The 22,526-nt window shown below is 74.1% G+C and carries 24 protein-coding genes, 1 tRNA gene and 1 riboswitch; of the genes, 16 read left to right on the forward strand and 9 right to left on the reverse strand.

What is annotated here, in order from left to right:
* Positions 1–1,494 (reverse strand): S1C family serine protease, encoded by a 1,494-nt coding sequence (locus tag O2W20_RS13250; RefSeq protein WP_269172160.1) that lies wholly within the window; start codon positions 1,492–1,494, stop codon positions 1–3.
* A 240-nt stretch (positions 1,495–1,734) separates the two neighbouring features.
* On the opposite strand from O2W20_RS13250, the gene O2W20_RS13255 reads away from it, so the two are divergent.
* The 3 genes from O2W20_RS13255 to O2W20_RS13265 all read left to right on the forward strand — a co-directional run bounded on the left by O2W20_RS13255 (position 1,735) and on the right by O2W20_RS13265 (position 2,808).
* Positions 1,735–2,382: a hypothetical protein gene (locus O2W20_RS13255; protein WP_269172159.1), complete on the forward strand. Its 648-nt coding sequence runs from the start codon at positions 1,735–1,737 to the stop codon at positions 2,380–2,382.
* Positions 2,383–2,441: 59 nt separating this feature from the next.
* Positions 2,442–2,516 (forward strand) — tRNA-Thr (locus O2W20_RS13260).
* Between the two features lie 82 nt (positions 2,517–2,598).
* Complete coding sequence (locus O2W20_RS13265; protein ID WP_269172158.1) at positions 2,599–2,808, forward strand: dodecin; 210 nt, start codon at positions 2,599–2,601, stop codon at positions 2,806–2,808.
* A gap of 3 nt (positions 2,809–2,811) precedes the next feature.
* Here O2W20_RS13265 and O2W20_RS13270 read toward each other — a convergent pair whose 3' ends face one another.
* Positions 2,812–3,264, reverse strand: coding sequence for a Rieske (2Fe-2S) protein (locus O2W20_RS13270; protein ID WP_269172157.1), 453 nt, complete (start codon positions 3,262–3,264; stop codon positions 2,812–2,814).
* Positions 3,264–3,662: a DUF5313 family protein gene (locus O2W20_RS13275; RefSeq protein WP_269172156.1), complete on the reverse strand. Its 399-nt coding sequence runs from the start codon at positions 3,660–3,662 to the stop codon at positions 3,264–3,266. The genes O2W20_RS13270 and O2W20_RS13275 overlap by 1 nt, the downstream gene beginning before the upstream one ends.
* A gap of 63 nt (positions 3,663–3,725) precedes the next feature.
* Between O2W20_RS13275 and rarD the strand changes: the two genes are divergently transcribed.
* The 5 genes from rarD to O2W20_RS13300 all read left to right on the forward strand — a co-directional run bounded on the left by rarD (position 3,726) and on the right by O2W20_RS13300 (position 10,524).
* On the forward strand, positions 3,726–4,637 hold the full coding sequence (rarD, locus tag O2W20_RS13280; RefSeq protein WP_269172155.1) for an EamA family transporter RarD: 912 nt from the start codon (positions 3,726–3,728) through the stop codon (positions 4,635–4,637).
* Between the two features lie 148 nt (positions 4,638–4,785).
* Positions 4,786–5,187 carry a DUF3263 domain-containing protein gene (locus tag O2W20_RS13285; protein ID WP_269172154.1) on the forward strand — a complete coding sequence of 134 codons (402 nt, stop codon included), beginning with the start codon at positions 4,786–4,788 and terminating at the stop codon, positions 5,185–5,187.
* 206 nt (positions 5,188–5,393) lie between these two features.
* Positions 5,394–6,740, forward strand: a complete 1,347-nt coding sequence (locus tag O2W20_RS13290; RefSeq protein ID WP_269172153.1) for a LytR C-terminal domain-containing protein — start codon at positions 5,394–5,396, stop codon at positions 6,738–6,740.
* A gap of 59 nt (positions 6,741–6,799) precedes the next feature.
* On the forward strand, positions 6,800–9,640 hold the full coding sequence (locus O2W20_RS13295) for an alpha/beta fold hydrolase (protein ID WP_269172152.1): 2,841 nt from the start codon (positions 6,800–6,802) through the stop codon (positions 9,638–9,640).
* Positions 9,637–10,524, forward strand: coding sequence for an ABC transporter permease (locus tag O2W20_RS13300; RefSeq protein WP_269172151.1), 888 nt, complete (start codon positions 9,637–9,639; stop codon positions 10,522–10,524). Before O2W20_RS13295 ends, O2W20_RS13300 begins: the two co-directional genes overlap by 4 nt.
* 103 nt (positions 10,525–10,627) lie before the next feature.
* Here O2W20_RS13300 and O2W20_RS13305 read toward each other — a convergent pair whose 3' ends face one another.
* The gene (locus tag O2W20_RS13305) at positions 10,628–11,449 is read right to left on the reverse strand and encodes an HAD family hydrolase (RefSeq protein ID WP_269172150.1); all 822 of its coding nucleotides are present in this window, start codon (positions 11,447–11,449) and stop codon (positions 10,628–10,630) included.
* A 59-nt stretch (positions 11,450–11,508) separates the two neighbouring features.
* A riboswitch (SAM riboswitch) is annotated at positions 11,509–11,637 on the forward strand.
* A gap of 12 nt (positions 11,638–11,649) precedes the next feature.
* On the opposite strand from O2W20_RS13305, the gene thrC reads away from it, so the two are divergent.
* The 3 genes from thrC (at position 11,650) to groL (ending at position 15,253) form a co-directional block, all read left to right on the forward strand.
* Positions 11,650–12,951 carry a threonine synthase gene (thrC, locus tag O2W20_RS13310; protein ID WP_269172149.1) on the forward strand — a complete coding sequence of 434 codons (1,302 nt, stop codon included), beginning with the start codon at positions 11,650–11,652 and terminating at the stop codon, positions 12,949–12,951.
* 205 nt (positions 12,952–13,156) lie between these two features.
* The gene (locus O2W20_RS13315) at positions 13,157–13,357 is read left to right on the forward strand and encodes a cold-shock protein (protein WP_269172148.1); all 201 of its coding nucleotides are present in this window, start codon (positions 13,157–13,159) and stop codon (positions 13,355–13,357) included.
* A 264-nt stretch (positions 13,358–13,621) separates the two neighbouring features.
* Entirely contained in the window at positions 13,622–15,253 is a 1,632-nt protein-coding gene (gene groL, locus O2W20_RS13320) for a chaperonin GroEL (protein ID WP_269172147.1), read from the forward strand.
* A 206-nt stretch (positions 15,254–15,459) separates the two neighbouring features.
* Here groL and O2W20_RS13325 read toward each other — a convergent pair whose 3' ends face one another.
* Together O2W20_RS13325 and O2W20_RS13330 are read right to left on the reverse strand one after the other, a co-directional pair.
* Positions 15,460–16,095, reverse strand: coding sequence for a hypothetical protein (locus O2W20_RS13325; protein WP_269172146.1), 636 nt, complete (start codon positions 16,093–16,095; stop codon positions 15,460–15,462).
* The gene (locus O2W20_RS13330; RefSeq protein WP_269172145.1) at positions 16,092–16,499 is read right to left on the reverse strand and encodes a VOC family protein; all 408 of its coding nucleotides are present in this window, start codon (positions 16,497–16,499) and stop codon (positions 16,092–16,094) included. Before O2W20_RS13330 ends, O2W20_RS13325 begins: the two co-directional genes overlap by 4 nt.
* A 24-nt stretch (positions 16,500–16,523) precedes the next feature.
* Here O2W20_RS13330 and O2W20_RS13335 point away from each other — a divergent pair, with 24 nt between their 5' ends.
* Entirely contained in the window at positions 16,524–17,369 is an 846-nt protein-coding gene (locus O2W20_RS13335) for a DUF72 domain-containing protein (protein WP_269172144.1), read from the forward strand.
* Here O2W20_RS13335 and O2W20_RS13340 read toward each other — a convergent pair.
* Positions 17,327–18,322 (reverse strand): Gfo/Idh/MocA family protein, encoded by a 996-nt coding sequence (locus O2W20_RS13340; RefSeq protein WP_269172143.1) that lies wholly within the window; start codon positions 18,320–18,322, stop codon positions 17,327–17,329. The genes O2W20_RS13335 and O2W20_RS13340 overlap by 43 nt on opposite strands.
* 31 nt (positions 18,323–18,353) lie before the next feature.
* Between O2W20_RS13340 and O2W20_RS13345 the strand changes: the two genes are divergently transcribed.
* On the forward strand, positions 18,354–18,629 hold the full coding sequence (locus O2W20_RS13345) for a DUF4031 domain-containing protein (RefSeq protein ID WP_269159821.1): 276 nt from the start codon (positions 18,354–18,356) through the stop codon (positions 18,627–18,629).
* Here the strand turns inward: O2W20_RS13345 and O2W20_RS13350 are convergent.
* Positions 18,601–19,227, reverse strand: coding sequence for an HD domain-containing protein (locus O2W20_RS13350; protein WP_269172142.1), 627 nt, complete (start codon positions 19,225–19,227; stop codon positions 18,601–18,603). The genes O2W20_RS13345 and O2W20_RS13350 overlap by 29 nt on opposite strands.
* 393 nt (positions 19,228–19,620) lie before the next feature.
* Positions 19,621–21,042, reverse strand: a complete 1,422-nt coding sequence (locus tag O2W20_RS13355; RefSeq protein ID WP_269172141.1) for a glucose-6-phosphate dehydrogenase — start codon at positions 21,040–21,042, stop codon at positions 19,621–19,623.
* A gap of 133 nt (positions 21,043–21,175) precedes the next feature.
* On the opposite strand from O2W20_RS13355, the gene O2W20_RS13360 reads away from it, so the two are divergent.
* The 3 genes from O2W20_RS13360 (at position 21,176) to O2W20_RS13370 (ending at position 22,515) form a co-directional block, all read left to right on the forward strand.
* Positions 21,176–21,682, forward strand: a complete 507-nt coding sequence (locus O2W20_RS13360) for a DUF7282 domain-containing protein (RefSeq protein ID WP_269172140.1) — start codon at positions 21,176–21,178, stop codon at positions 21,680–21,682.
* 50 nt (positions 21,683–21,732) lie between these two features.
* On the forward strand, positions 21,733–22,239 hold the full coding sequence (locus tag O2W20_RS13365) for a DUF7282 domain-containing protein (protein WP_269172139.1): 507 nt from the start codon (positions 21,733–21,735) through the stop codon (positions 22,237–22,239).
* Between the two features lie 144 nt (positions 22,240–22,383).
* Positions 22,384–22,515 carry a hypothetical protein gene (locus tag O2W20_RS13370; protein ID WP_269172138.1) on the forward strand — a complete coding sequence of 44 codons (132 nt, stop codon included), beginning with the start codon at positions 22,384–22,386 and terminating at the stop codon, positions 22,513–22,515.
* Positions 22,516–22,526 lie beyond the last annotated feature (11 nt).

Raw genomic sequence — 22,526 nt, forward strand, 5'->3', positions numbered from 1 at the left:
TCAGTTCGAGGTCTCGTCCAGGGTGACGTCGACCTCGGAGCTGTCCCCGTCGCGGCGGACGGTCAGCGTGATCTCGTCGCCGGGCTGGGCGCTGCGGATCGCGGCGGTCAGCTCGGTGGAGGTCGTGATCGGCCGGTCGCCCACCGCGGTGATCACGTCGCCGGCCTGCAGGCCGGCGTCGTCGGCGGCGGAGCCGTCGGAGACCGTGGCCACCAGGGCGCCCTCGCCCACGGCCGAACCGGAGTCGGCCGCGGTGCGGGCGCTCACCCCGAGCAGGGCGTGCGTGGCCGAGCCGGTGTCGATGATCTGTTCGGCGATCCGCTGCGCCGTGTTCGACGGGATGGCGAAGCCGACGCCGATGTTCCCGCTGGTCGTCTCCTGACCGGGCAGGCCGGTGCTGGCGACCGAGGCGATCGCGGTGTTGATGCCGATGACCTCGCCGTCGGCGTTGACCAGCGCACCGCCGGAGTTGCCCGGGTTGATGGCCGCGTCGGTCTGCAGGGCGTCGATCACCGTGTTCTCGTCCTGCGTCGACCCGGCCTGCACGGCCCGGTTGGTGGCGCTGATGATCCCGTCGGTGACCGTGTTGGTCAGGCCCAGCGGCGCACCGATGGCGACCGCGAGGTCACCGACCTGCACCGCCTCGGAGTCGGCGAAGACCGCGGCGGTCAGCCCGCCGGCGTCGGCCAGCTTGACCACGGCGAGGTCGTTGCTGGGGTCGGTGCCGACGACGGTGGCGTCGTAGACGGTCCCGTCGGAGGTGCGCACCTGCACGGTCACGTCGGCGGTGCCGTTGTTCAGGCTCACCACGTGGTTGTTGGTGAGCACGTAGCCGTCCTCGGACAGGACGACGCCGGAGCCCGACCCCGAGCCCGCGGCGGCGCTCACGTACAGGGTGACGACGCTGGGGGCTGCCGCGGCGGCGGCGGCCGTCGTGCTGGTCGCCCGCTCGGCGTCCTCGATGACGACGGGCTGCGTGGTCGTCCCGCTCGCGCTGACCACGGCGTCCACGTCGCTCAGCGCGACCACGCCGGCGCCGGCGCCGCCGCCGATCAGCGCACCGGCGACCAGCCCGGCCACGCCCAGCCGCCAGCGCCCGGTCCGCCGCGCCGGCTGGAACGGCGCCGTCCCGGCCGGGAAGGGCTGCGGGCCGTAGGCCGGCTGCGGGAAGGCCTGGGTCTGGGGAGCGGCGGTCTGGAAGGCGGGGGGCACCGCACCGGCCGGGGCGCCCGCCCCGGTGGCGCGCTGGTACCCGGGGGTGCCGTAGCCGGCCGGCGGCCACGGCTGGTGGGCCGTGGTCGGGCCGGGCGCCGGCTGGGTGACCGACGGCTGCGCCGCGGTCGGGAACTGCTCGGTCGGTGCGTTCATCGGCTGCTCGGAGCCGGGGATCTGGTGGGCGGACGCCGGGCGGCTCTGCTGTGGCGCCCAGCCGGAACCGGCACTGCGGTCGGTGCCGTGGCCCGTCTCGTCGGCCGGACGGTTCTGCTCACTCACGGGAAGTCCCTCCTCACGGCAGGACCTCCCCGCCGCGCAGACACCACTGTGCTACCCCGGACTGGCTCGAGACTGGTGGTGAGCTGTGAGTTCCCTGGGTGCCGCGGATCGCTCGGCTGGCGGGTGCCCGTCATCCGGCCCGTGCTGTCGCTCCCTCGCCACCTCGGCAGGGGTGATCAAGCACGATGCGGGGAAAGGAAGGGCCAGCTCTGCCCACCGCCTGCTCCCTGGAGGCCACCGGTGCCCCTCCGTGCCCTGCTCACCCGCTCCGCCCTGGGACTGCTCGTGCTGTTCGGCGGTGCGCTGGCGGCGATCGGCGGGGTGTCGCTCGGGCTGCCCGGCATGATCGCCGTGGCGCTGGCCGCGAGCGTCGCGGCCTGCCTCGCTGCGGGCATCGCCCGCGACGCGGCAGTCCGGGACCCGGGGCAGGCGGCCGTCGACGCCGCCTGGCGCAGCGCGGTGGCCACTGTGGCCGTGCTGCTGGTGCTCAGCGGCTGTGCCGTGGTGGCCGGCGGTGCGATCACGGTGCTGCTCGTGGCGGCCGGGCTGCTGGCCGTGCTGGTCCGGTGGGCGGTGCGGTCGGTCCGGGCCGACCGGCGGGGCACCCCGGCGGTCGTGCTGCCACTGACCACGGACGACGGCTGGGTGCGGGCGCTGTCGGTGCCGGCGCTGGGCCGGGAGTGGGTGCGCACGTCGGCGGCGCTGGCCCAGACCCGCGAGCCGGTGGCCCGGCAGCAGCTGGTGCACCGCCGGCAGGAGGCGCTGGACGAGCTGGAGCGCCGCGACCCCGAGGGGTTCGCCCGCTGGCTCGCCGCCGGGGCGACCGTCGACAGCGACCCGGCGCAGTACGTCTCCGGTGACCCCGCCGCCGGCTACGACGCCGCCTGAGCCGACCGGCCGCCGGGTCTCCGGCGAGCCCGCCCTGCCCCGGTAACCTCCTCCGGGTCGCCCCATTAGCTCAGTGGTAGAGCACCCGCCTTGTAAGCGGAAGGTCGTCCGTTCAATCCGGACATGGGGCTCCACCCCGCTCGCGGGTCGCGTCCGACCGTGCCAGGGTCGAGCCGAGCGCTGCCGCCCGGGCAGCCGGCGTCGAGGAGTCCCGTCGTGAGCGACCACGTGTACCGGCTGAGCGAGATCGTCGGCAGCTCCACCACCAGCGTGGACGACGCCATCCGCACGGCCGTGCGCAAGGCCTCGGAGACGGTGCGCCACATCGAGTGGTTCCAGACCCAGGAGATCCGCGGCCACGTCGTCGACGGCGAGGTCGCCCACTTCCAGGTGACGATGAAGATCGGCTTCCGCATCGAGGAGTAGGGCTCAGGTCAGGACGACGTCGGCGCCCTGCACCGCCACCCCGATCGCGGTCAGCGGCTCGGTGGCCGGCCCCTGCAGCACCTCGCCGGTGGCCGGGTCGAAGGCCGAGCCGTGGCAGGGGCAGGCCAGTCCGTCGTCGGTGGCGCGGACGGTGCAGCCGGCGTGCGGGCACTCGGCGTCGAACGCGGCCACCGTGCCCGCCGACGGCTGGGTGACCAGCACGGCCCGCCCGTCGAGCGACACCTCGTAGCCGCCGCCGACCGGCACGTCGGCCAGCGCCACCACCGCGTCGCCCTGCCCGGCGCCGGTCACCTCGGGGAACTGCGGCCCGCGGGCACAGGCGGCGACGCCGAGTGCGGCGCCACCTGCGACGAGCAGCGACCGGCGGGTCGTGTGGCCCCCGTGCAGGGGCCCGCCGCGAGCGTGCGAGTGGTGGGGGGCACGGGGGGCCTTCATCAGTCGAAGCTGCCTGCGCCGCCCGAGCGGTACCGGGCCTGGCGCTCGATCCGCTCCCGCTCGGCCCGATCGGCGCGCAGCGCGGCCGTCGTCCCGGGTGGCCAGCCGGCCTTCACCGCGCGGTGCTCGGTCGTCTCGGTCATGTAGGCCACCGAGAACAGCAACCCGATGACCACCCCGCCGAGGGTGGCGGTGAGCCGGATGTCGAAGGGGACGGGGGGGACCAGCAGGCACAGCAGCAGCACCGGGGCCAGTTGGACCAGGGCGCGGGCCAGGTGCCGCCAGACCCAGGTGCGGCGGGTCGTGTCCTCGAGCACCCAGTCCGACAGCGACGGCGGCAGGCCACCGCCGTAGGCGTACCAGAGCCACTGAGCCGGGTTGGGGCGTCCCGCGTGCACGTCGACCACGGTAGGCCCGTGGGGGACGCAGGAGGGCGGTGGCCGCGGGCGTACGGTTCGCCGGTGGACGAACGGCGCGTGGGGGTGCTCGCCGGGCTCGGCGCCTACTCCCTGTGGGGTGTGTTCCCGCTCTACTTCCCCCTGCTGGAGCCGGCCGGGGGGCTGGAGATCGTCGCGCACCGGGTGGTCTGGTCGTTGCTGTTCGTCGGCCTCCTGCTGACCGTCCGGCGGAACTGGACCCAGGTGCGCGCCGTGGTCACCGACCGGCGGGCGCTGCTCGTGCTCTCGGTCGCCGCCGTGCTCATCGCGGCGAACTGGCTCATCTACGTCTACGCGGTCAACTCCGGGCACGTCGTCGAGGCCTCGCTCGGCTACTTCATCAACCCGCTGGTCAGCGTCCTGTTCGGCGTGCTCGTCTTTCGGGAGCGGCTGCGCCGGCTGCAGTGGGTCGCCGTCGCGATCGCCGTGGTCGCGGTCCTGGTCCTGACCGTCGACTACGGCCACCCGCCGTGGATCTCCCTCGCCCTGGCCGTCAGCTTCGGCCTCTACGGCCTGATGAAGAAGCTGGTCCGGGTCGATGCCGCACCGGGTCTGTTCGTGGAGACGGCGGTGGTGTTCCTGCCGGCGCTGGCCGTCATCACGGTGATGGGCGCGCAGGGCGACGCCGCCTTCGGGACGGCGGGCGTGGGGCAGGCGCTGCTGCTGGTCAGCTCGGGGCTCGCCACCGCCGTCCCGCTGCTGCTGTTCGCCGCCGCCACCAGCCGGGTCCCGCTGTCGACGATCGGGCTGCTCCAGTACGTCACGCCGCTGATGCAGCTGTCCATCGGCGTCTTCGTCTACGGCGAGCCGATGCCGCCGGCCCGGCTCGTCGGGTTCGCCGTCGTCTGGCTCGCGCTGGCCGTGTTCACCGTCGACACCCTGCGGAACGCGCACAGCAACCGGCGGGCCGCCGCCCCGCTACCGGCCGGCATCTGACCGGTCTCCACGGGTCTCCGCGGGCCGGCGGCGCGCCCGGGTGTCCCGGTCCGCAGCGGCGGTGACGCGACTACCGTCGAGGGGTCCGGATCACCCCTCCCGGTGCCAGGCGCAGGCCCGGCCGACGACCTTCCCCGGAGGCAGGACCATGAGCGAGGACCCCGCGCAGCCCGTCGGGCCGGCGGCGGAGGAGCGCCCGGCAGCGGTCGGGACCGACCCCGGGACGGCGCAGGGCACCGCAGCGGACGGTGCTGCTGTGACGGGCGGGACGCACGAGGACGACACGACTGTGGGTCTTCCCGCGCGGGAACGGGAGATCCTGGCCTTCGAGCGTCAGTGGTGGCGCTTCCCTGGCGCCAAGGAAGCAGCCATCCGGGAGCGCTTCGGGATGACGTCCACCCGCTACTACCAGGTGCTCAACGCCCTGATCGACCGTCCGGAGGCCCTCGTCGCCGACCCGCTGCTGGTGCGTCGGCTGCGTCGGATGCGGGCCGGGCGGCAGCGTCAGCGCTCCGGCAGGGTCCTGGGCACGGACCTCCGTCACGACTAGCCTGTCTCACTGTGGGGAGGCATGCGGCGCCGTTCGGTGAGGGAAGTCCGTCCGAGGCGACCCCGAGCCCGGGTCGTCGGCGTACCGACCCCGCTGTCCAGCCGCCCGACGAACCCGGTCGCCAGCACGAACAGCCGAGCCTCTCGGCGCCCCGCGCGGTGACCCCACGCCCACCCCAGGGCCCCGGGCCCGACAGCGACACGGCGATGACGCTGCCGCGGCAGAGCCGGGCCGAGCGCCGGCGGGAGGGCCTGCTGCCTGCGGGGGAGGACCCGCTGCTCCGCCGCCCGGCCGGCCGGCCCAGCGCACCGCCCCCGGTCGGCGGACGACGGCGGACGGACCCGGCGACCGCCGGGGGTCGTCCGGCGGTCGCCGGTCCCCAGACGCCCGCGCCGCGGCCGGTGCCGCCGGTCTCGGGCCCGTTGACCGCCGCCACGCCGGCCGCACCCACTCCGTTCAGCTCCTCGCCGGCCATCCCCGCCGTGGAGCCCCGCCGCACGCCGCCGGCGCCTGCCCGCCCGGCGTCCGGGCCCACGGATCGGCGCGCCGAGCCGACGGGGTGGCGCGTCGAGCCCACCGGCTCGACGGCGGCCCCGATGACGACGGGCATGCCGACCTGGGCGGCCGAGCCCAGCGCACCACCGGCGGACGTCACCCAGCGGGTCTCCGGGGCGGTGCCGGAGGAGTCGGCGTGGACCGCCGTACCCGCCACTCCGGCAGCGCCCGTGGCGCCCCTGCGTGCACCACAGCTGCCCGGGCGGGGGAGCAGCGCCGCCGGGCGCGCGCCCACGCCCACCCCGGCCGTGCCCCGGCGTGCCGACGTGCGCACCCCCCCGGCCGAGCCGGCACCGGAGCAGGGGCCGCCGTCCGGTCCGGCGCGGCGGGCCGTCGACGTCCCCGTGGGTGGCCGGGCCGCCGCCCGGCAGGAGCGGCAGGCGGCCGAGGCCGCCCGGAAGAAGGACGGACGGCGCACTGCGCCGCCGGCCCGACCCGAGGCCGCGCCGGCGCGCTCCGGCCCCGGCCGTGGGGACCTGCACACCGACGAGGTGCCCCGGGGCCCGCGCCGCGGGGTGCAGGGCCTGCTCGCCGTCGTCGTCCTCACGCTCGTGGTGCTGGGCGTCTGGACGTTCACCGGGCCCGGTACCGAGGAGACCTCGGCGCAGACCCCGGTGCCGACCGCCAGCGAGGCTGCGGTCACGCCGGTGCCGGAGAGCGTGCCGGCGCCGGAGGCGGTCAGCGCAGAGCCGGTGGGGGCGGTGTTCGCGCCGGTCACGGTGCTGAACAGCACCAGCATCACCGGGCTGGCCGGCAGCATCGGCGACCAGTTCGCCGCAGCCGGCTGGGAGGTGATCGGCACCGCGGGCTCGCCGGTCAGCGACGTGGCGACCACCACCGTCTACTACAGCGAGGGCGACACGGTGCAGCAGCAGGCCGCTGCTCAGCTGGTCGAGCAGTTCCCGGACGTGACCGGCCCGGTCGCGCGCTACTTCGAGGTGCCCGGCGTCGCCGACCCCGGCCTCGTCGTGGTCGCCACCGGCAACTGGCGGCCCTGACCGACTGCGAGTCGGCCGGCTCGCGGAACACCGAGGCCTCGCCGTCCGTTGCCGCCCACGTGCGCACCGCTCCCGGGCCGGCGCGGATCGGCTCGCGCCTCGGCGCCCAGCCGGTGCTCGCCGCCCTGATCGTCCTCCTCCTCGCCCTCCCCGTCCTCGCCGTCGTCCTCGCCGGCACCGACCGGCCTGCCCGGGCCGCCGAGGACGTCACCACCGAGGAGGCCCGGGTCCCCTCCGGCGAGGGTGCCGACGCCGTGGAGCTGGACACCACGCTGTACCTGCCCGCCGCCGCCGGCCCCGCGCCGGCCGTCCTCCTCGCCCACGGCTTCGGCGGCAGCAAGCAGTCGGTCGCTGCCGACGCGCGCCGGCTGGCCAGCCGCGGGTTCGTGGTGCTCGCCTGGTCCGCGCGGGGCTTCGGCACGAGCAGCGGACAGATCGGGCTGAACGACCCGCGCTACGAGGTGGCCGACGTCAGCACCCTGATCGACCTGCTCGCGACGCGGGACGACGTCGTCCTCGACGCCGCCGGTGACCCGCGGGTGGGCGTCGCCGGCGCCTCCTACGGCGGTGCGGTCTCCCTGCTGGCGGCCGCCTACGACCCGCGCATCGACGCGATCGCCCCGCAGATCACCTGGAACTCGCTGACCACGGCGTTCTTCCCCGACCAGGCCGCGGTCGTGACGGCCGGGACCCCCGCCGCCGTGCCGCGCACCGACGACGCCGGGGTGTTCAAGCGGACCTGGGCCGGGTTGTTCTTCGGCAGCGGGGCGCTGCCCACCGGCGACGGGCTCCCCGGCGTGGGCGGCAACGGTGCCGCGTCCCCGGCCGAAGGCCTCGACCCGGCCCTCGTGCAGGCGCTGACCTGCGGGCGCTTCCGGGCCGACATCTGCGCGGCCTACGAGACCGCGGCCTCGACCGGCGAGCTCAGTCCCGAGGTCGCCGCCGTCCTGGAGCGGAGCAGCCCGGCGGGTGTCCTCGACCGGATCACCGCGCCCACGCTGCTGCTGCAGGGCACCCAGGACTCGCTGTTCGGGCTCGGCGAGGCCGACGCCAACGCCCGGGGCATCGCCGCCAACGGCACCGACGTGCGGATGGTCTGGTTCGCCGGCGGCCACGACGCCTCGCCCTCCAGCCGGGTCACCGCGGAGCTGCGGGACGAGGTCGCCGACTGGTTCGACGTCCACCTCAACGGCGCCGACGGCGAGCGCGGCGGCTTCCGCTACCCGGCCCCGACCGGCCTGGGCGCCGGGGTGGGGCGGGTGCAGGGCGGTTCGCAGGTCGTCACCGTCGACGAGTACCCGGGGCTGGCCGGCACCGAGCCCGTCGCGGACCGGCTGGTCGAGCTGGCCGGGCCCACCCGACCGGTGGTCACCCCCGCCGGCGGCAGCCCGGCCGCCCTCACGACCGTCCCCGGCCTCGGCTCCGTCGGAGCTGCCCTGGCCGGGACGACGCTGGAGATCCCGGGGCAGTACGCCGAGTTCGACAGCCCGGAGCTCACCGAGGCCCTCGAGGTGGTCGGGGCGCCGACCACCACCCTCGCCGTGTCCGCGCCGGACGGGACGGCGACGCTCTTCGCCAAGCTCTACGACGTCGGCCCGGACGGCACGACGACCCTGCCCAGCGGGCTGGTCGCGCCGCTGGAGCTGACCGGTCTCTCCACCGACCCGGCCGCCCCGACCGAGGTGCCGGTGACCCTGCCCGCCATCGTCCACCGGTTCGAGGCCGGCCACACCCTGCGGGTGGTCGTCTCCTCGACCGACCAGGCCTACGCCCTGCCCGCGTCGTCGGAGGTCTCGACGGTCGGCCTGGCCGACGGTGCGGCGGTCGCAGCGCCGGTGGTGCCGGGCGAGGTGCAGGCCACCGCCGGCTCGGCCCGTTGGTGGGTGCTGCTCGCCGTCCTGGCCGCCCTCGGCGCGCTGGGCTGGCTGGCCGCCGTCCTGATCGGCCGGCGCCGGCGCCGGCGGGTGTCGGTGTCCGCGCCGGACGGGGAGGACGTGCCGCTGCGCTTCGAGGGGGTCACCAAGGCCTACGGGGACGGGTTCGTCGCCGTCCGGGACCTCTCCTTCGAGGTCCGCCGCGGCCAGGTGCTCGGCCTGCTCGGCCCGAACGGGGCGGGGAAGACGACGTCGCTGCGGATGCTGATGGGGCTGATCCGCCCGACCGAGGGCCGGATCGAGGTGTTCGGCCACGCCGCCAGGCCGGGTGCGCCCGTGCTGTCCCGGCTGGGGTCCTTCGTGGAGGGCACCGGCCTGCAGCCGCACCTGTCCGGGCGGGACAACCTGACCCTCTACTGGGCCGCCACCGGCCGTCCGCTGGCCGACGCCCACCTGGAGGAGGCGATCGAGATCGCCGGGCTGGGCGTCGCCCTGGACAAGCGGGTGCGCAGCTACAGCCAGGGGATGCGGCAGCGGGTCGCGATCGCCCAGGCGATGCTCGGCCTGCCCGACCTGCTCGTGCTCGACGAGCCGACCAACGGGCTGGACCCGCCGCAGATCCACGCGATGCGCGACGTGCTCCGGTCCTATGCGGAGACCGGTCGCACCGTGATCATCTCCAGCCACCTGCTGTCGGAGATCGAGCAGACCTGCAGCCACGTCGTGGTCATGGCCAAGGGGCAGAAGATCGTCCAGGGCACGGTGGAGGAGATCGTCGGCACCGGTGGAGCGGTGCTGGTCGGGCTGGCCGATCCGGCCGACACCGACCGGGCGGTCGCCGTCCTGGCCGGGTTGCCCGGGGTCGGTGAGGTGGAGCGGAGCACGGAGGGCCTGGTCGTGGACCTGGGTCCGACCACCCGTGCGGTCGCGCTGACCGCGCTGGTCGAGGCCGGCATCGGGGTCGACCAGCTCACCCCGCGCCGCCGCCTGGAGGACGCGTTCCTGTCACTGGTGGGGGAGTCATGAGCCGAGCTGGGTCCGAGGTCGCGGCGGCGCCGCAGGCGACGGGAGCGGCGGCCGGGTACCGGCCGGAGCGGACGCTGCGGCTGGGCGTCGAGCTGCGCCGTCAGTTCAAGCGCCGCCGCACCCTCGGTGTGTTCGCACTGATGGCGGCGCTGCCGCTGATCCTCATCGGCGCCCTGCAGCTGGGCGGCACCGAGGAGGCGGAGGAGAACAGCCGGATCAACCTGGTGGACGTCGCCTCGGCGAGCGGGCTGAACCTCACGCTGTTCACCCTCTTCGCCACCACCGGCTTCTTCCTGGTCGTCGTCTTCGCGCTGTTCTTCGGCGACACCGTGGCCAGCGAGGCGTCCTGGGGGTCACTGCGCTACGCGCTGGCCACACCGGTGCCGCGGGCCCGGTTGCTGCGGCAGAAGTGGTTGGCCGCCCTCGTCCTGTCGGTCGGCGCGATGGTGCTGCTGGTCGTCGTCGCGGTGGTCGCCGGTGGGATCGCCTTCGGCTTCGGCGACGTGCAGACCCCGGTCGGGGTCGCGCTGGACCAGGGGACGGCGCTGCTCCGGCTGGCCGGGATGGTCGGCTACCTCGCCGTCCACCTGCTCGTGGTGGGCACCCTCGCGTTCTGGCTCTCCACGGTCACCGACGCGCCGCTGGCCGCGGTCGGCGGGGCGGTGTTCAGCACGGTGGTGTTCGCCGTCCTGGAGCAGGTCGAGCAGCTGGGCGGCATCCGCGACTGGTTCCCGACCGCGTTCAACTACGCCTGGACCGACCTGCTGCAGACCCCGGTCGACTCCGGGGACCTGTTCCGCGGCGTGGTCCAGGGGCTGGTCTACTCCGCCGTCTTCACCGCGCTGGCCTTCCGCCACTTCGCCCGCAAGGACGTCACCAGCTGACCCCAGCGGTGATCAGGTGACCTGATCACCGGCTGTCCCCCTGCACCAGCGTTGGTGCAGGGGGACAGTTCCTGATCAGGGGACCTGATCACTGCTGAGTGGGTCAGAGGCTGGCGAGCACGGCCTGGGCCCAGCCCTCGCCCATCGGGGCGTCGGTGACGACGGCGTTGGGGACGGCGTCGAGCCGGGCCGCCATGCCGTCGACCGCAGCCCCGTTCGCGGTGACCCACAGCCGGCCGACCGCCGGGGCCATCTCCAGGTCGCTCACGCTGTCGCCGACGGCCACGGCGTCGGCGGCGGTGAGCCCGCGGCGGGCGAGGTCCCAGGTGATCGCGGCCCCCTTGGAGATCCCCCGCGGCATCAGGTGGTAGACGTGGGGTGGCAGGGCCTCGGCGTCCAGCGTCATCCGGGCGGTGGCCGGGACCGCGCCGTTGTCGTTCAGCGTCAGCCAGCCCCAGCCCCGCTCGGCCAGCCAGGAGTCGACCGCCGCGGCGTCGACCCGGCCACGCAGCAGGGCGTCGGCGGAGTGGGTCGCGTGCCAGGGGTCGTGCCACTCCAGCCGGCCGCGGTGCGCGGCGGTCAGCGCGTCGACGATCCCGAGCTCGGCCAGCACGTCCATCGGCGTCCGGCCGGCGAACTGTGCGGGCAGGTCGCCGGTGAGCAGGTGGGTCTCCCGGCCGCCGTGCCAGCTGACCAGCGAGCCCAGCTCGGCGATCGCGCCGTCGACGGCGAAGATCCGCCCGGCCTCCAGCAGCTGCGCGTGGGTGCGGCCGCTCACCAGCACCAGAGCCACGCCGGCCCGGTGCAGTTCGAGCAGCGCGGCGGCGGGGGAGGCGGTCAGCTCCCGGTCGGCGGTGTGCCAGAAGGAGCCGCGCGGACCCACCATCGTGCCGTCCAGGTCGGTGTAGACGATGCGAGTGGCCACCGCTCCATCCTGGCGGTGCCGCACCGGCGGAAGGACCCCGGGTAGAGTTCCCCCCGTTCCACTCATCCAGAGGGGCAGAGGGACACGGCCCGCTGAAGCCCCGGCAACCGCGACCTGCGCGTATGCGCAGCGTGAGGTGCCAATTCCGTCCCGCGCGGCTCGACGGCCCGGCGCGGGGAAGATGAGGAGGTAGTCGTCGAATGACCCTGACCGCTCCCGGTTCCGCCCAGGCAGACTCCACCGCCGGTGGACAGATCGCCCCCAACCCGGCCCGTGGCCTGGTCTGTCGCAACTGCGGCGCCACCTTCGGGCTCATCGCCGAGCACGCCTGTGCGGAGTGCTTCGGCCCGCTGGAGGTCGACTACGACCCCGAGCTCATGCGCGCGGTGACGCGCGAACAGATCGAGGCCGGGCCGCAGAACATCTGGCGCTACGTGGCCCTGCTCCCGGTCGGGCACGACCCGGCCTCCCGGGTCAGCCTCGACCCGGGCATGACGCCGCTCGTGCGCGCCGACCGGCTGGCCGCCGAGCTCGGCCTCACCGGTGGGCTCTGGGTGAAGGACGACTCGGCCAACCCGACCCACTCGTTCAAGGACCGGGTGGTGAGCCTGGCCGCCACCGCCGCGAAGAGCTTCGGCTACACCAAGATCGCCTGTGCCTCCACCGGCAACCTGGCCAACTCCGTCGCCGCGCACGCCGCCCGGATGGGGCTGCCCTCCTTCGTCTTCGTGCCCAGCGACCTCGAGCCGGGCAAGATCACCCAGTCGGCGGTCTACGGCCAGGCGCTGGTGGCCGTCGAGGGGTCCTACGACGACGTCAACCGGCTGACCAGCGAGCTCGCCGAGACGGACGAGTTCGAGGACACCGCCTTCGTCAACCAGAACGTCCGGCCCTACTACGCCGAGGGCTCCAAGACGATGGGCTACGAGATCGCCGAGCAGCTGGGCTGGCGGATCCCGGCGCAGGTGGTCATCCCGATGGCGTCCGGCTCGCTGCTCACCAAGGTCGACAAGGCCTGGCGGGAGCTGGTCGCGGCCGGCATCGTCGCCGACACCGAGTGGAAGGTCTTCGGCGCCCAGTCGGCCGGCTGCGACCCGATCGCCACCGCCTTCGACAACGGCTGGGACGTCGTCAAGCCGGTCAAGCCCACCGGGATCGCCAAGTCGCTGAACATCGGCAACCCCGCCGACGGCCCGTACGCGCTGGACGCCATCCGGCGCACCGGCGGCTCGGTCGGCCGGGTCGGGGACGACGAGATCGTGCAGGGCATCCGGGACCTGGCCCGCACCACGGGCGTGTTCGCCGAGACCGCCGGTGGCGTGACGACCGCGGTCCTGCGGCAGCTGGTGGAGAAGGGGCTGATCGACCCGACGCAGGAGGTCGTCGTCCTCAACACCGGGGAGGGGCTGAAGACCCTCGACCCGCTGCTGCCGGTGGTCGGCCCCTCGCACCACGTGCAGCCGTCGCTGAAGTCGCTGCGCGAGGCCGGCCTCATCGCCTGAGGGAAGGCCCCTGCCGGGGCCTGGGACACCGCCGCGGCAGCACTCGGACGGGTGTATCGCGTGGTCAGGACCGTGACCTGGGACACCCCTGCTGTACCGTTCCGCGCGGTTCGAGTTCCACGTTCGTGTTCGGCGGGCGGAAGAGCGAGACCCGGCCCCTCGAGTCTCAAGGGGCCGTCCGCACGCACTGAACGTGGGAGCACACGTGGCACAGGGCACCGTGAAGTGGTTCAACGCCGAGAAGGGCTTCGGCTTCATCGCCGTCGACGGCGGCCAGGACGTCTTCGTCCACTACTCGGCCATCCAGATGGACGGCTACAAGAGCCTCGAAGAGGGCCAGCGGGTCAGCTTCGAGGTCGTCCAGGGCGAGAAGGGCCCGCAGGCGGACGCCGTGCAGAACGCCTGATCCGGGCGGCACCACGAGGCCCGGTCCCCGGTCGGGGGCCGGGCCTCGCTGCGTCCCGGACCGGGGGGCGTCGCCCCCCCTTCTTGCACTCGCCTGGGTCGAGTGCCAGACTTTGGGCTGGCACTCGGGTTACCCGAGTGCCAGCCAGGTCGGAACGGTGAGGCACCGGGGCGCGGACCGCAGGAGCGTTCGCAGCACCGGTGTCGTCCGTCGCGGGCGCCGGACCTGACCAGCCAGCGATCCACGCATGGAGGACATCACCACATGGCCAAGATGATCGCGTTCGACGAAGAGGCGCGCCGCGGACTCGAGCGGGGCATGAACACCCTCGCCGACGCCGTCAAGGTGACGCTTGGCCCCAAGGGCCGCAACGTCGTCCTGGAGAAGAAGTGGGGCGCTCCCACCATCACCAACGACGGTGTGAGCATCGCCAAGGAGATCGAGCTCGAGGACCCGTACGAGAAGATCGGGGCCGAGCTGGTCAAGGAGGTCGCCAAGAAGACCGACGACGTCGCGGGTGACGGCACCACCACCGCCACCGTGCTCGCCCAGGCCCTCGTCCGCGAGGGGCTGCGCAACGTCGCCGCCGGCGCCAACCCGATGGCCCTGAAGAAGGGCATCGAGAAGGCCGTCGCCTCGGTCTCGGAGTACCTCCTCGCGACCGCCAAGGACGTCGAGACCAAGGAGCAGATCGCGGCCACCGCCTCGATCTCCGCCGCTGACCCCGCCATCGGCGAGCTCATCGCCGAGGCGATGGACAAGGTCGGCAAGGAAGGCGTCATCACCGTCGAGGAGAGCAACACCTTCGGCCTCGAGCTCGAGCTCACCGAGGGCATGCGCTTCGACAAGGGTCACCTGTCGGCCTACTTCGTGACCGACACCGACCGCATGGAGACCGTGCTCGACGACCCGTACATCCTGGTCGTCAACAGCAAGATCTCGACCGTCAAGGACCTGCTCCCGCTGCTGGAGAAGGTCATGCAGTCCGGCAAGCCGCTGGCGATCATCGCCGAGGACGTCGAGGGCGAGGCCCTCGCGACCCTGGTGGTCAACAAGATCCGCGGCACCTTCAAGTCGGTCGCCGTCAAGGCCCCCGGCTTCGGTGACCGTCGCAAGGCCATGCTGGGCGACATCGCGATCCTCACCGGTGGTCAGGTCATCAGCGAGGAGGTCGGCCTCAAGCTGGACACCGCCGACCTGTCCCTGCTGGGCCGGGCGCGCAAGTTCGTCACCACCAAGGACGAGACGACCATCATCGAGGGCGCTGGTGACGCCGACCAGATCCAGGGTCGCGTCAACCAGATCCGCGCCGAGATCGAGAAGTCGGACTCCGACTACGACCGCGAGAAGCTGCAGGAGCGCCTGGCCAAGCTGGCCGGTGGCGTCGCCGTCATCAAGGCCGGCGCCGCGACCGAGGTCGAGCTCAAGGAGCGCAAGCACCGCATCGAGGACGCGGTGCGCAACGCCAAGGCCGCCGTCGAGGAGGGCATCGTCGCCGGTGGTGGCGTCGCGCTCGCGCAGGCCACCAAGGTCGCGTTCGACAAGCTCGACCTCGAGGGTGACGAGGCGACCGGTGCCAACATCGTGCGCGTCGCGCTCGAGGCCCCGCTGAAGCAGATCGCCATCAACGCCGGCCTCGAGGGCGGCGTCGTGGCGGAGAAGGTCCGCAACTCCGAGACCGGCTGGGGCCTCAACGCCGCCACCGGCGAGTACGTGGACCTGATCGCGGCCGGCATCATCGACCCGGCCAAGGTCACCCGCTCGGCGCTGCAGAACGCCGCCTCCATCGCGGCGCTCTTCCTCACCACCGAGGCCGTCATCGCCGACAAGCCGGAGAAGAACGCCCCGGCCATGGCCGGTGGCGGCGACGGCGGCATGGGCGGCATGGACTTCTGAGTCCACACCGCTCGGCGTCCCGCTGAGCACTGCACCACCAGCACTGCCCGGCAGGGGCGGTCCGCTTCGGCGGGCCGCCCCTGTCGGCGTCCCCAGCCCGAGCGCTCCCGACGATCATGGAGCTGCGGTGGCGACCCGCTGATGCTGCCCGGCATGTCGGCCCGCTGACTCCATGATCGTCAGCGGCGTGGGTCGGGCGCCCGCCGCTACCCGGGGTCGCCGATCGCGGGGCCGTCGAGGTCGTGGCCGTTCGTGCGCATCTGGGTCCGCAGCTCGGTGAGGCGGTCGACCACGAGCTCCGCGGCCCACTGCGCCTCGCCGAGGTCGGCCAGCACCCAGGACGGCGGCGCGCCGAGCTTCCCGCTCAGTGCGCTGACCTTGCCCACCGCCAGGACGGCGAGCGTCTGCCGGCTCGCACCCGCGTCGTGCTCGCCGGTCCGGCCCCTGGCCCGGTCGGCCTCCGTGCGGGCCGGGTCGCCGTCGTCGTAGCTGCGGAACGGGCGCAGCGGCGACCACGGACGGAGCCTCCAGACGCCGGCCAGCACGAGCCGGCCGACCCACTCGTCGAAGCCGGGCTCGCCCCGGTCCAGCCAGTCCTGCAACGAGCCGTCGCCCTCGTCGGCCTGGGCGGCGACGTCGCCGAGCCCGTGTGCGGCCGCCCGGGCGTGGTCCATCTCCACGGCGTCCTCGGTGTGCACGAGCGCGCCGCAGAGCGCGAGGTCGAGGATCAGGCCGCCCCGGACGACGTGGTCGTCGAAGGTCAGGCCGCGGGGCCGGCCGCGCCGGTTCAGGCAGAGGGCGGCCAGCCGGGTGGTGACCAGGTCGCGGAGCTGGTCGCTCACGTCCGGCTCGGGGCGAAGCAGCAGAACTCGTTGCCCTCGGGGTCGGCCAGCACGTCCCAGTCGATGGTCCCGGCGTCCGGCTCGTCGTCCGGTCCGGCGTCCCGGCGGCGGACCAGGATGGCCCCGTGGGCCAGGAGCGCCTCGGTGTCGCCGACGACGTCGTGGTGCATGCGGTTCTTCACCGTCTTGCCCCCGGGCACCGGCACGACCCAGATCAACGGACCGGCGCCGGACCGGTCGACGATCGGCACCGGCCATCCCGTCGGGCGGACCCAGCCCTCCTCGTCGGGCTCGACGTCGTCACGGCGGACGTAGCCCATCGCGGTGCACCACCAGTCGGCCAGTGCCTGGTGGTCCACGGCGTCGAGGCACAGGTCCTTGAAGCGCGCGGGTGAGTCGCTCATGGCCGAGGAGGGTAGGCGGCTGAGGTGACGGTGATCATCGGGACGTCGGGCTGGCAGTACCGCGACTGGCGGGGCCGCTTCTACCCGCCGGTGCTGCCGCAGCGGCTGTGGCTGGAGCACCATGCCGAGCACTTCGCGACCGTCGAGAGCAACAACGCCTTCTACCGGCTGCCCGAGCAGACGACCTTCGAGCGCTGGCGGGAACGCACCCCGCCGGACTACCGGTGGGCGGTGAAGGCCTCCCGGTTCCTCACCCACATGAAGCGGCTGCGGGAGCCGGCCGAGCCGGTGGCCCGGCTGATGGACCGGGTGGCCGGCCTGGGCGACCGGCTGGACGTCGTCCTGCTGCAGCTCCCGCCCACCCTGCAGGCCGACGTCGACCTGCTCAGCGAGTGCCTGGGCCAGTTCCCGGCCGGCACCCGGGTCGCGGTGGAGCCGCGGCACGAGAGCTGGTGGACCGACGAGGTGCGCGGCCTGCTCGAGCGGTACCAGGCGGCGCTGTGCTGGGCCGACCGCGCCGAGCAGCCGATCGCACCGCTGTGGCGGACCGCCGAGTGGGGCTACCTGCGGCTGCACACCGGCGCCGACGGCTGGGACTACCGCCCGGAGACGCTGCAGCTGTGGGCCGAGCGGATCCGGGACACCTACGGCGACGACGACGTCCTGACGTACTTCAACAACGACCCCGGCGGCGCCGCCACCCGCGACGCGGTCACCTTCGCCGACGCCGTCCGGAGCGCCGGCGGCACGCACACCCGGGTGCCCACGGCGGCCCAGGCCAGCGGCGCGGCCTGGCCGCCGAAGCCGCCACCCAGGACGCCGGCCCGTCAGAGGGCGGCGGGGTCCTCGACGAACGTCACGCCCAGCTGACCGGCGGCCTGCTCGAGCACCGACTGCACGGCCAGGGTGTCGGCCAGCGGCATCACCGCGCTCTCGGTCCGCCCGGCCCGCAGGCACTCGGTGACCTCGATGAGCTCGTGGGAGTAGCCGCCGCCGAGCTGGGGGAGGGTGATCTCCTCCGCGTCCGCCCCGGTCCGGTGCAGCACGATCGTCTGCGGGTGGTGGAAGCGCGGGAGGACGTCGATCCAGCCCGCCGTCCCGAAGACCCGCGCCTGCCCGGGCAGGGCGTTGCGCAGCGAGGTCATCAGGGTCGCCGACCGGCCGTCGGCGTACCCGAGCAGCAGCGAGGCCTCGGCGTCCACGCCGGTCTCGAACAGCGAGCCGGTGGCGGTCACGGTGTCCGGGTCACCGAGCAGCATCTGGGCGAAGGAGACGACGTAGACGCCGAGGTCCAGCAGCGCGCCGCCCCCGAGCTCCTTGGCGAACAGCCGGTCGGTGGGGTCGAAGGCACGGGACACGCCCAGGTCGGCCTGCACGGAGCGCACCTCACCGATGGCGCCCTCGGCGATCAGCTCCCGCGCCCGGACGACGGCCGGCTGGAACCGTGTCCACATCGCCTCCATCGCGAAGACGCCGGACGCGCGTGCTGCGTCGACCACCTCGGTGGCCCCGGCGACGGTCGCGGTGAACGACTTCTCCACCAGCAGTGCCTTGCCGGCCTTGAGGGCGCCGAGGCAGACGGCGTGGTGCTGCGGGTGCGGGGTGGCGATGTACAGGACGTCGACGTCCGGGTCGGCCAGGACCTCGGCGTAGGACCCGTGCGCCCGGTCGATGCCGTGCCGGCCGGCGAAGGCCTGCGCGCGGTCGAGCGAGCGGGAGGCGACGGCGACCGCCCGCGCGCCCTCCACGTGGGCGAAGTCCTTCACCACCTGCTCGGCGATGCGGCCCGGCCCGACGACTCCCCAGCGGATCTCCTCAGTCACGCACTGACCGTAGCCGGGGCACACTGTCCGGGTGGCACTGCTGATCGACACCCCCGTCTGGCCGTGGCGGGGACGGCGGTGGTCGCACCTGGTCAGCGACACCGGATACGACGAGCTGCACGCCTTCGTGGCCGAGCACCTGGGCATCCCGCGCCGGGCGTTCCAGGGCGACCACTACGACGTCCCCGAGGAGCTGTACGCCGAGGCCGTCGCCGCGGGCGCCGAACCGGTCGGCTCCCGCGAGCTGCTGCAGCGGCTGCTCGCCGCCGGCCTGCGGATCAGGAAGAACGCGCGCGCAGCAGGGTGAGCTCGGCGGTGAGGTTCGCCCGCGCGCGGGCGGTCCACCGCTCGGCCGCCACCGGCACCCGGAACAGCTCCGGCAGCGCGAGCAGCTGCTCGAGCACGGCGATCCGTCCGGCGGTGAAGTCGGCGTCGGAGAGGTGGCCGTACTCGGCGCGCACCGCCGACGCGTAGCCGGCGTAGGCCGCCGGGGGGCTGGCCAGCACCGCGAGGTCGGCGTCGCAGAGCACGGCACCGTTGGTGTCGTCCGGCTCGGGGCCGTGGCCGACGGTCAGCAGCACCAGCCGCTCGACCTCGGTGACCGTGTCGTCGTCCACCAGCCCGAGCAGGCCGATCCGCGCCCGCGCGGCGCTGACCTCCTCGTTGTCGCTGCGCTGCGGGTCGTAGGCGACGTCGTGGTACCAGGCGGCCAGCCGGACGGCGACCGGGTCGGCGGCGTGCTCGGCCAGCTCGTCGACGATGCCGAGCACCGCCGCCAGGTGGGCGAGGTCGTGGTAGCTGCGGTGCGGCTCGGCCCAGGCGCCGACGACGGCGGCCCACTCGGTGCGCGAGGTGGGGGTGTCACCGGCCAGCGCCGTCCACGCGTCGAAGTCCACCCCGCTCATGCGCCGGATTCTGGCACGCGGTGCGGCCGGTCTGGCCGGGCGTTCGGACTGAGGTCCTCGCCACGTGTGTCGGGCCGGACTGCACGGGTACGGTGGACGACGTCCGGGCCGGGCGACCTGTGTCCCCGGGCTCCACTAGATAACTGCCGCCGTGGACTACCGCCCCGACCTCGGTCGGGGGCTGGAGCCGCGGATGTGCAAACCGCCGCGAGGCGACCAGCGTCCGGTCCGGACCTCAACGCAGAACGGCCCCTCTCCGCAGGAGAGGGGCCGTTCTGCGCTCAGGCCCCCGTGCAGGGGCCCGCCGCGAGCCTGCGAGCGGTGGGGTCAGGCCCCGTCCCGAGGCTCGCCCCGAGCGTGCGAGGGGTGAGGAGGACGGGGTCCTTCGACCTTCTACTCGGTCTCGCCCAGCAGCCAGCCGTGCTCGCCGGCCAGCGCGTTGGCCGCCGCCGGACCCCAGGAACCCGGGGCGTAGGGGTGCACCTCGGGGCGGTGGTCCAGCACCGGCTGCAGCGCCCGCCAGGTCTGGGCCAGACCCTCGCTGGTGGTGAACAGCGACCGGTCACCGACCAGCACGTCATGGATCAGGGAGACGTAGGGCGCCAGTGGGCGGCCCCCGGGCACCTTCGACAGGTCCAGCGACACCCGCGCCGGGGCCATCGCCAGGTCCGGGCCGGGGCGCTTGGCCATGATGTCCACGTCGAGCTGACCGGCACCGGCCAGGGACAGCGAGATGACGTTCCCGTTCGGCGGCACGTCGTGCACCGGGCCCTTCGGGCGGTGCAGCACCAGGCTCACCCGCTGCTGCTTGTCCGCCAGCCGCTTGCCGGTGCGCAGCAGGAACGGCACGCCGCGCCACCGGCCGGAGTCGATGAACAACCGGGCCGCCACGAACGTGTCGGTCTCGCTGTCGTCGGGCACACCGTCCAGCTCCCGGTAGCCGTCGAACTGGCCCAGGACGACGTCCTCCGGCGCGAGCGGGCGGAAGTGCTTCAGCACCGACTCGCGCGCGGAGAGGATGTCGTCGGCGGAGAAGCTGACCGGCGGCTCCATGGCCACCTCGGCGGCGACCTGGAACAGGTGGGTGACCAGCATGTCCAGGGTCGCGCCGGTGGCGTCGTAGAAGTCGGCGCGGTCGGCCACGTCGAGGTCCTCGGGGACGTCGATCTGCACCTGGGCCACGTGCTCGCGGCTCCAGATGTGCTCGAACAGCCCGTTGGCGAACCGCGCCACGTGCAGGTCCTGGGTGCCCTCCTTGCCCAGGAAGTGGTCGATCCGGAAGACCTGCTCCTCGTCGAACACCGAGTGGACGACGGCGTCCAGCTCACGGAAGCCCTCGGGGGAGTCCCCGAAGGGCTTCTCGTAGACGACGCGGGAGCCCTCGGCCAGCCCGTGTGCGCCGACGGCGTGGGTGTAGTCGGTGAAGGCCTTGGGCGGCAGGGAGAGGTAGTGCACCAGCTGGGCGTCCTCGCCGAGCTCCTTGCGGGCGTCGGCGACCGCGTCGACCAGCTCCCCGGGGTCGTCGGCGGTGAAGCCGCCACCGGCGAACCGCAGCCGGCCGCAGAACTCCTCCCACGGACCCTGGTCCGGGTCCGGCCCGAACTCCTCGAGGGCGCCGCGGACGTGCTCGACGAACTCCTCGTCGGAGCGCTCGCCGCGGCCGCTGCCGATCAGCCGCCAGTCGTCGGGCAGCAGCCCGTGCTGGGCGAGCTCGAAGAAGGCCGGCAGCACCATCCGGCGGGCCAGGTCGCCGGTCGCGCCGTAGAGCACGAACACGGTCGGGGTCAGGTCGTTCGTCGTCCCGTCGTCGGGCACGGGGGCTCCTCTCGGGCACGGGCCGGGCCACGCGGTGGTCCGGTCCTCGTCGGCCCGTGCGCCGGTGCACGGTCTCCTGGTGATGTGCCCACGGTGCGTGTACGTGCACCTGCACCGTGGGCATGTGTCCTGCATGAGACCACGCGCAGCGCTGCTTTGTTCCGCTGGTGCGGCCGCCCTCGTGCTGACCGGCTGTGGCCAGGAGGAGGCCGAGCCCATCCCCGCGGTCGGGACCACGTTCGCCGAGACCCCGGTCGACCCCGGAGACGAGGAGACGACGAGCCCGGCGATCACCAGCGAGGTGGCCGAGGTGGAGTTCGAGGACCAGTCCGGTGCCGGTGACGTGGTCACCGTCGCCCGGGTGGTGGCGCCGGTCGACGGGTTCGTGGCGGTGACCGTGGACGACGGCGACGACGACGAGGACGCCCCGTTGCTCGGGTACACCGCGGTCCCGGCCGGTGAGGCCACCGACGTGTCGGTGGTGCTGTCCCCGCCGCTGGCCCAGGACACCGAGCTCGAGGCCACCCTCTACGGCGACACCGATGAGGACGGCCTCCTGGACCGGTCGCTGGACCAGCGCACCCCGGACTCGGACGGCGACGACTTCGTCTCCGAGGACGCCGAGTACGTCGTGCAGTGAACCGGCGCACGCCGCGTGTCGTCCGGCGTGCTGCGGGGCAGGACGCCAGCATGACCACGTCCCGCCGGGCCCTGTGGGCCCTCCCCGCCGCCCTCGTCCTGTCCGCCTGTGCCGGCGGCGAGGGTGCGCCCGCCGGTGACGCGCCGCCGTCGTCGCCGGCCACCTCGGGGGCGACGACGATCGCGCCGGGCGGGGAGTCGGGCAGCGGCACCATGGCCGGTCTGGAGTTCCTGGACCAGACCGGCCCGGGGGACAACGTGGTCGTCTCGACGGTCAACGCACCCGGCGGCGGGTTCGTCGTCATCAGCGCCGAGGACGAGGTGCTCGGCGCCGCGCAGCTGCAGGTGGGCACGACCCCGGACGTCGCGGTGGAGCTGGACCCGGCGCTGACCGAGGACACCGAGCTGACCGCCACCCTCTACGCGGACACCGACGCCGACGGCGAGTTCGACCCGGCCGTCGACGAGCCGGTGCCCGCACCGGTGGACGCCACCGACGACGAGGTCGAGGAGCCGGGCGACGTCGTCGAGGAGGACGCCACCTACACCGTGGGCTGACCCGAGGCCCAGGCGCGGGCTGAGGGGCCTCAGACGCCGGCCGGCCTCGGACCGCCCCAGGACTGCGTGGTCGCCCGATGTGCCCGGCACCCCCTCAGGACGACCGTTCTCCTCGTTCGACCAGGACGACACGAGGAGACGGTCATGGCGCTGCACTACCCGAACCCGGCACTGGAAGCAGAGCTCGCCTACCGGCAGGAGCTGGTCCGGGCGGCGGCCCGGCGGGACGGGAGTCGCCGCGGCTCCTGGCTCGGCACCCGGCGGCGGCCCCGCTGACCGGCCCGGCG

Source organism: Modestobacter sp. VKM Ac-2982 (genome assembly GCF_026967935.1).
In the GTDB taxonomy this organism is placed as follows: domain Bacteria; phylum Actinomycetota; class Actinomycetes; order Mycobacteriales; family Geodermatophilaceae; genus Modestobacter.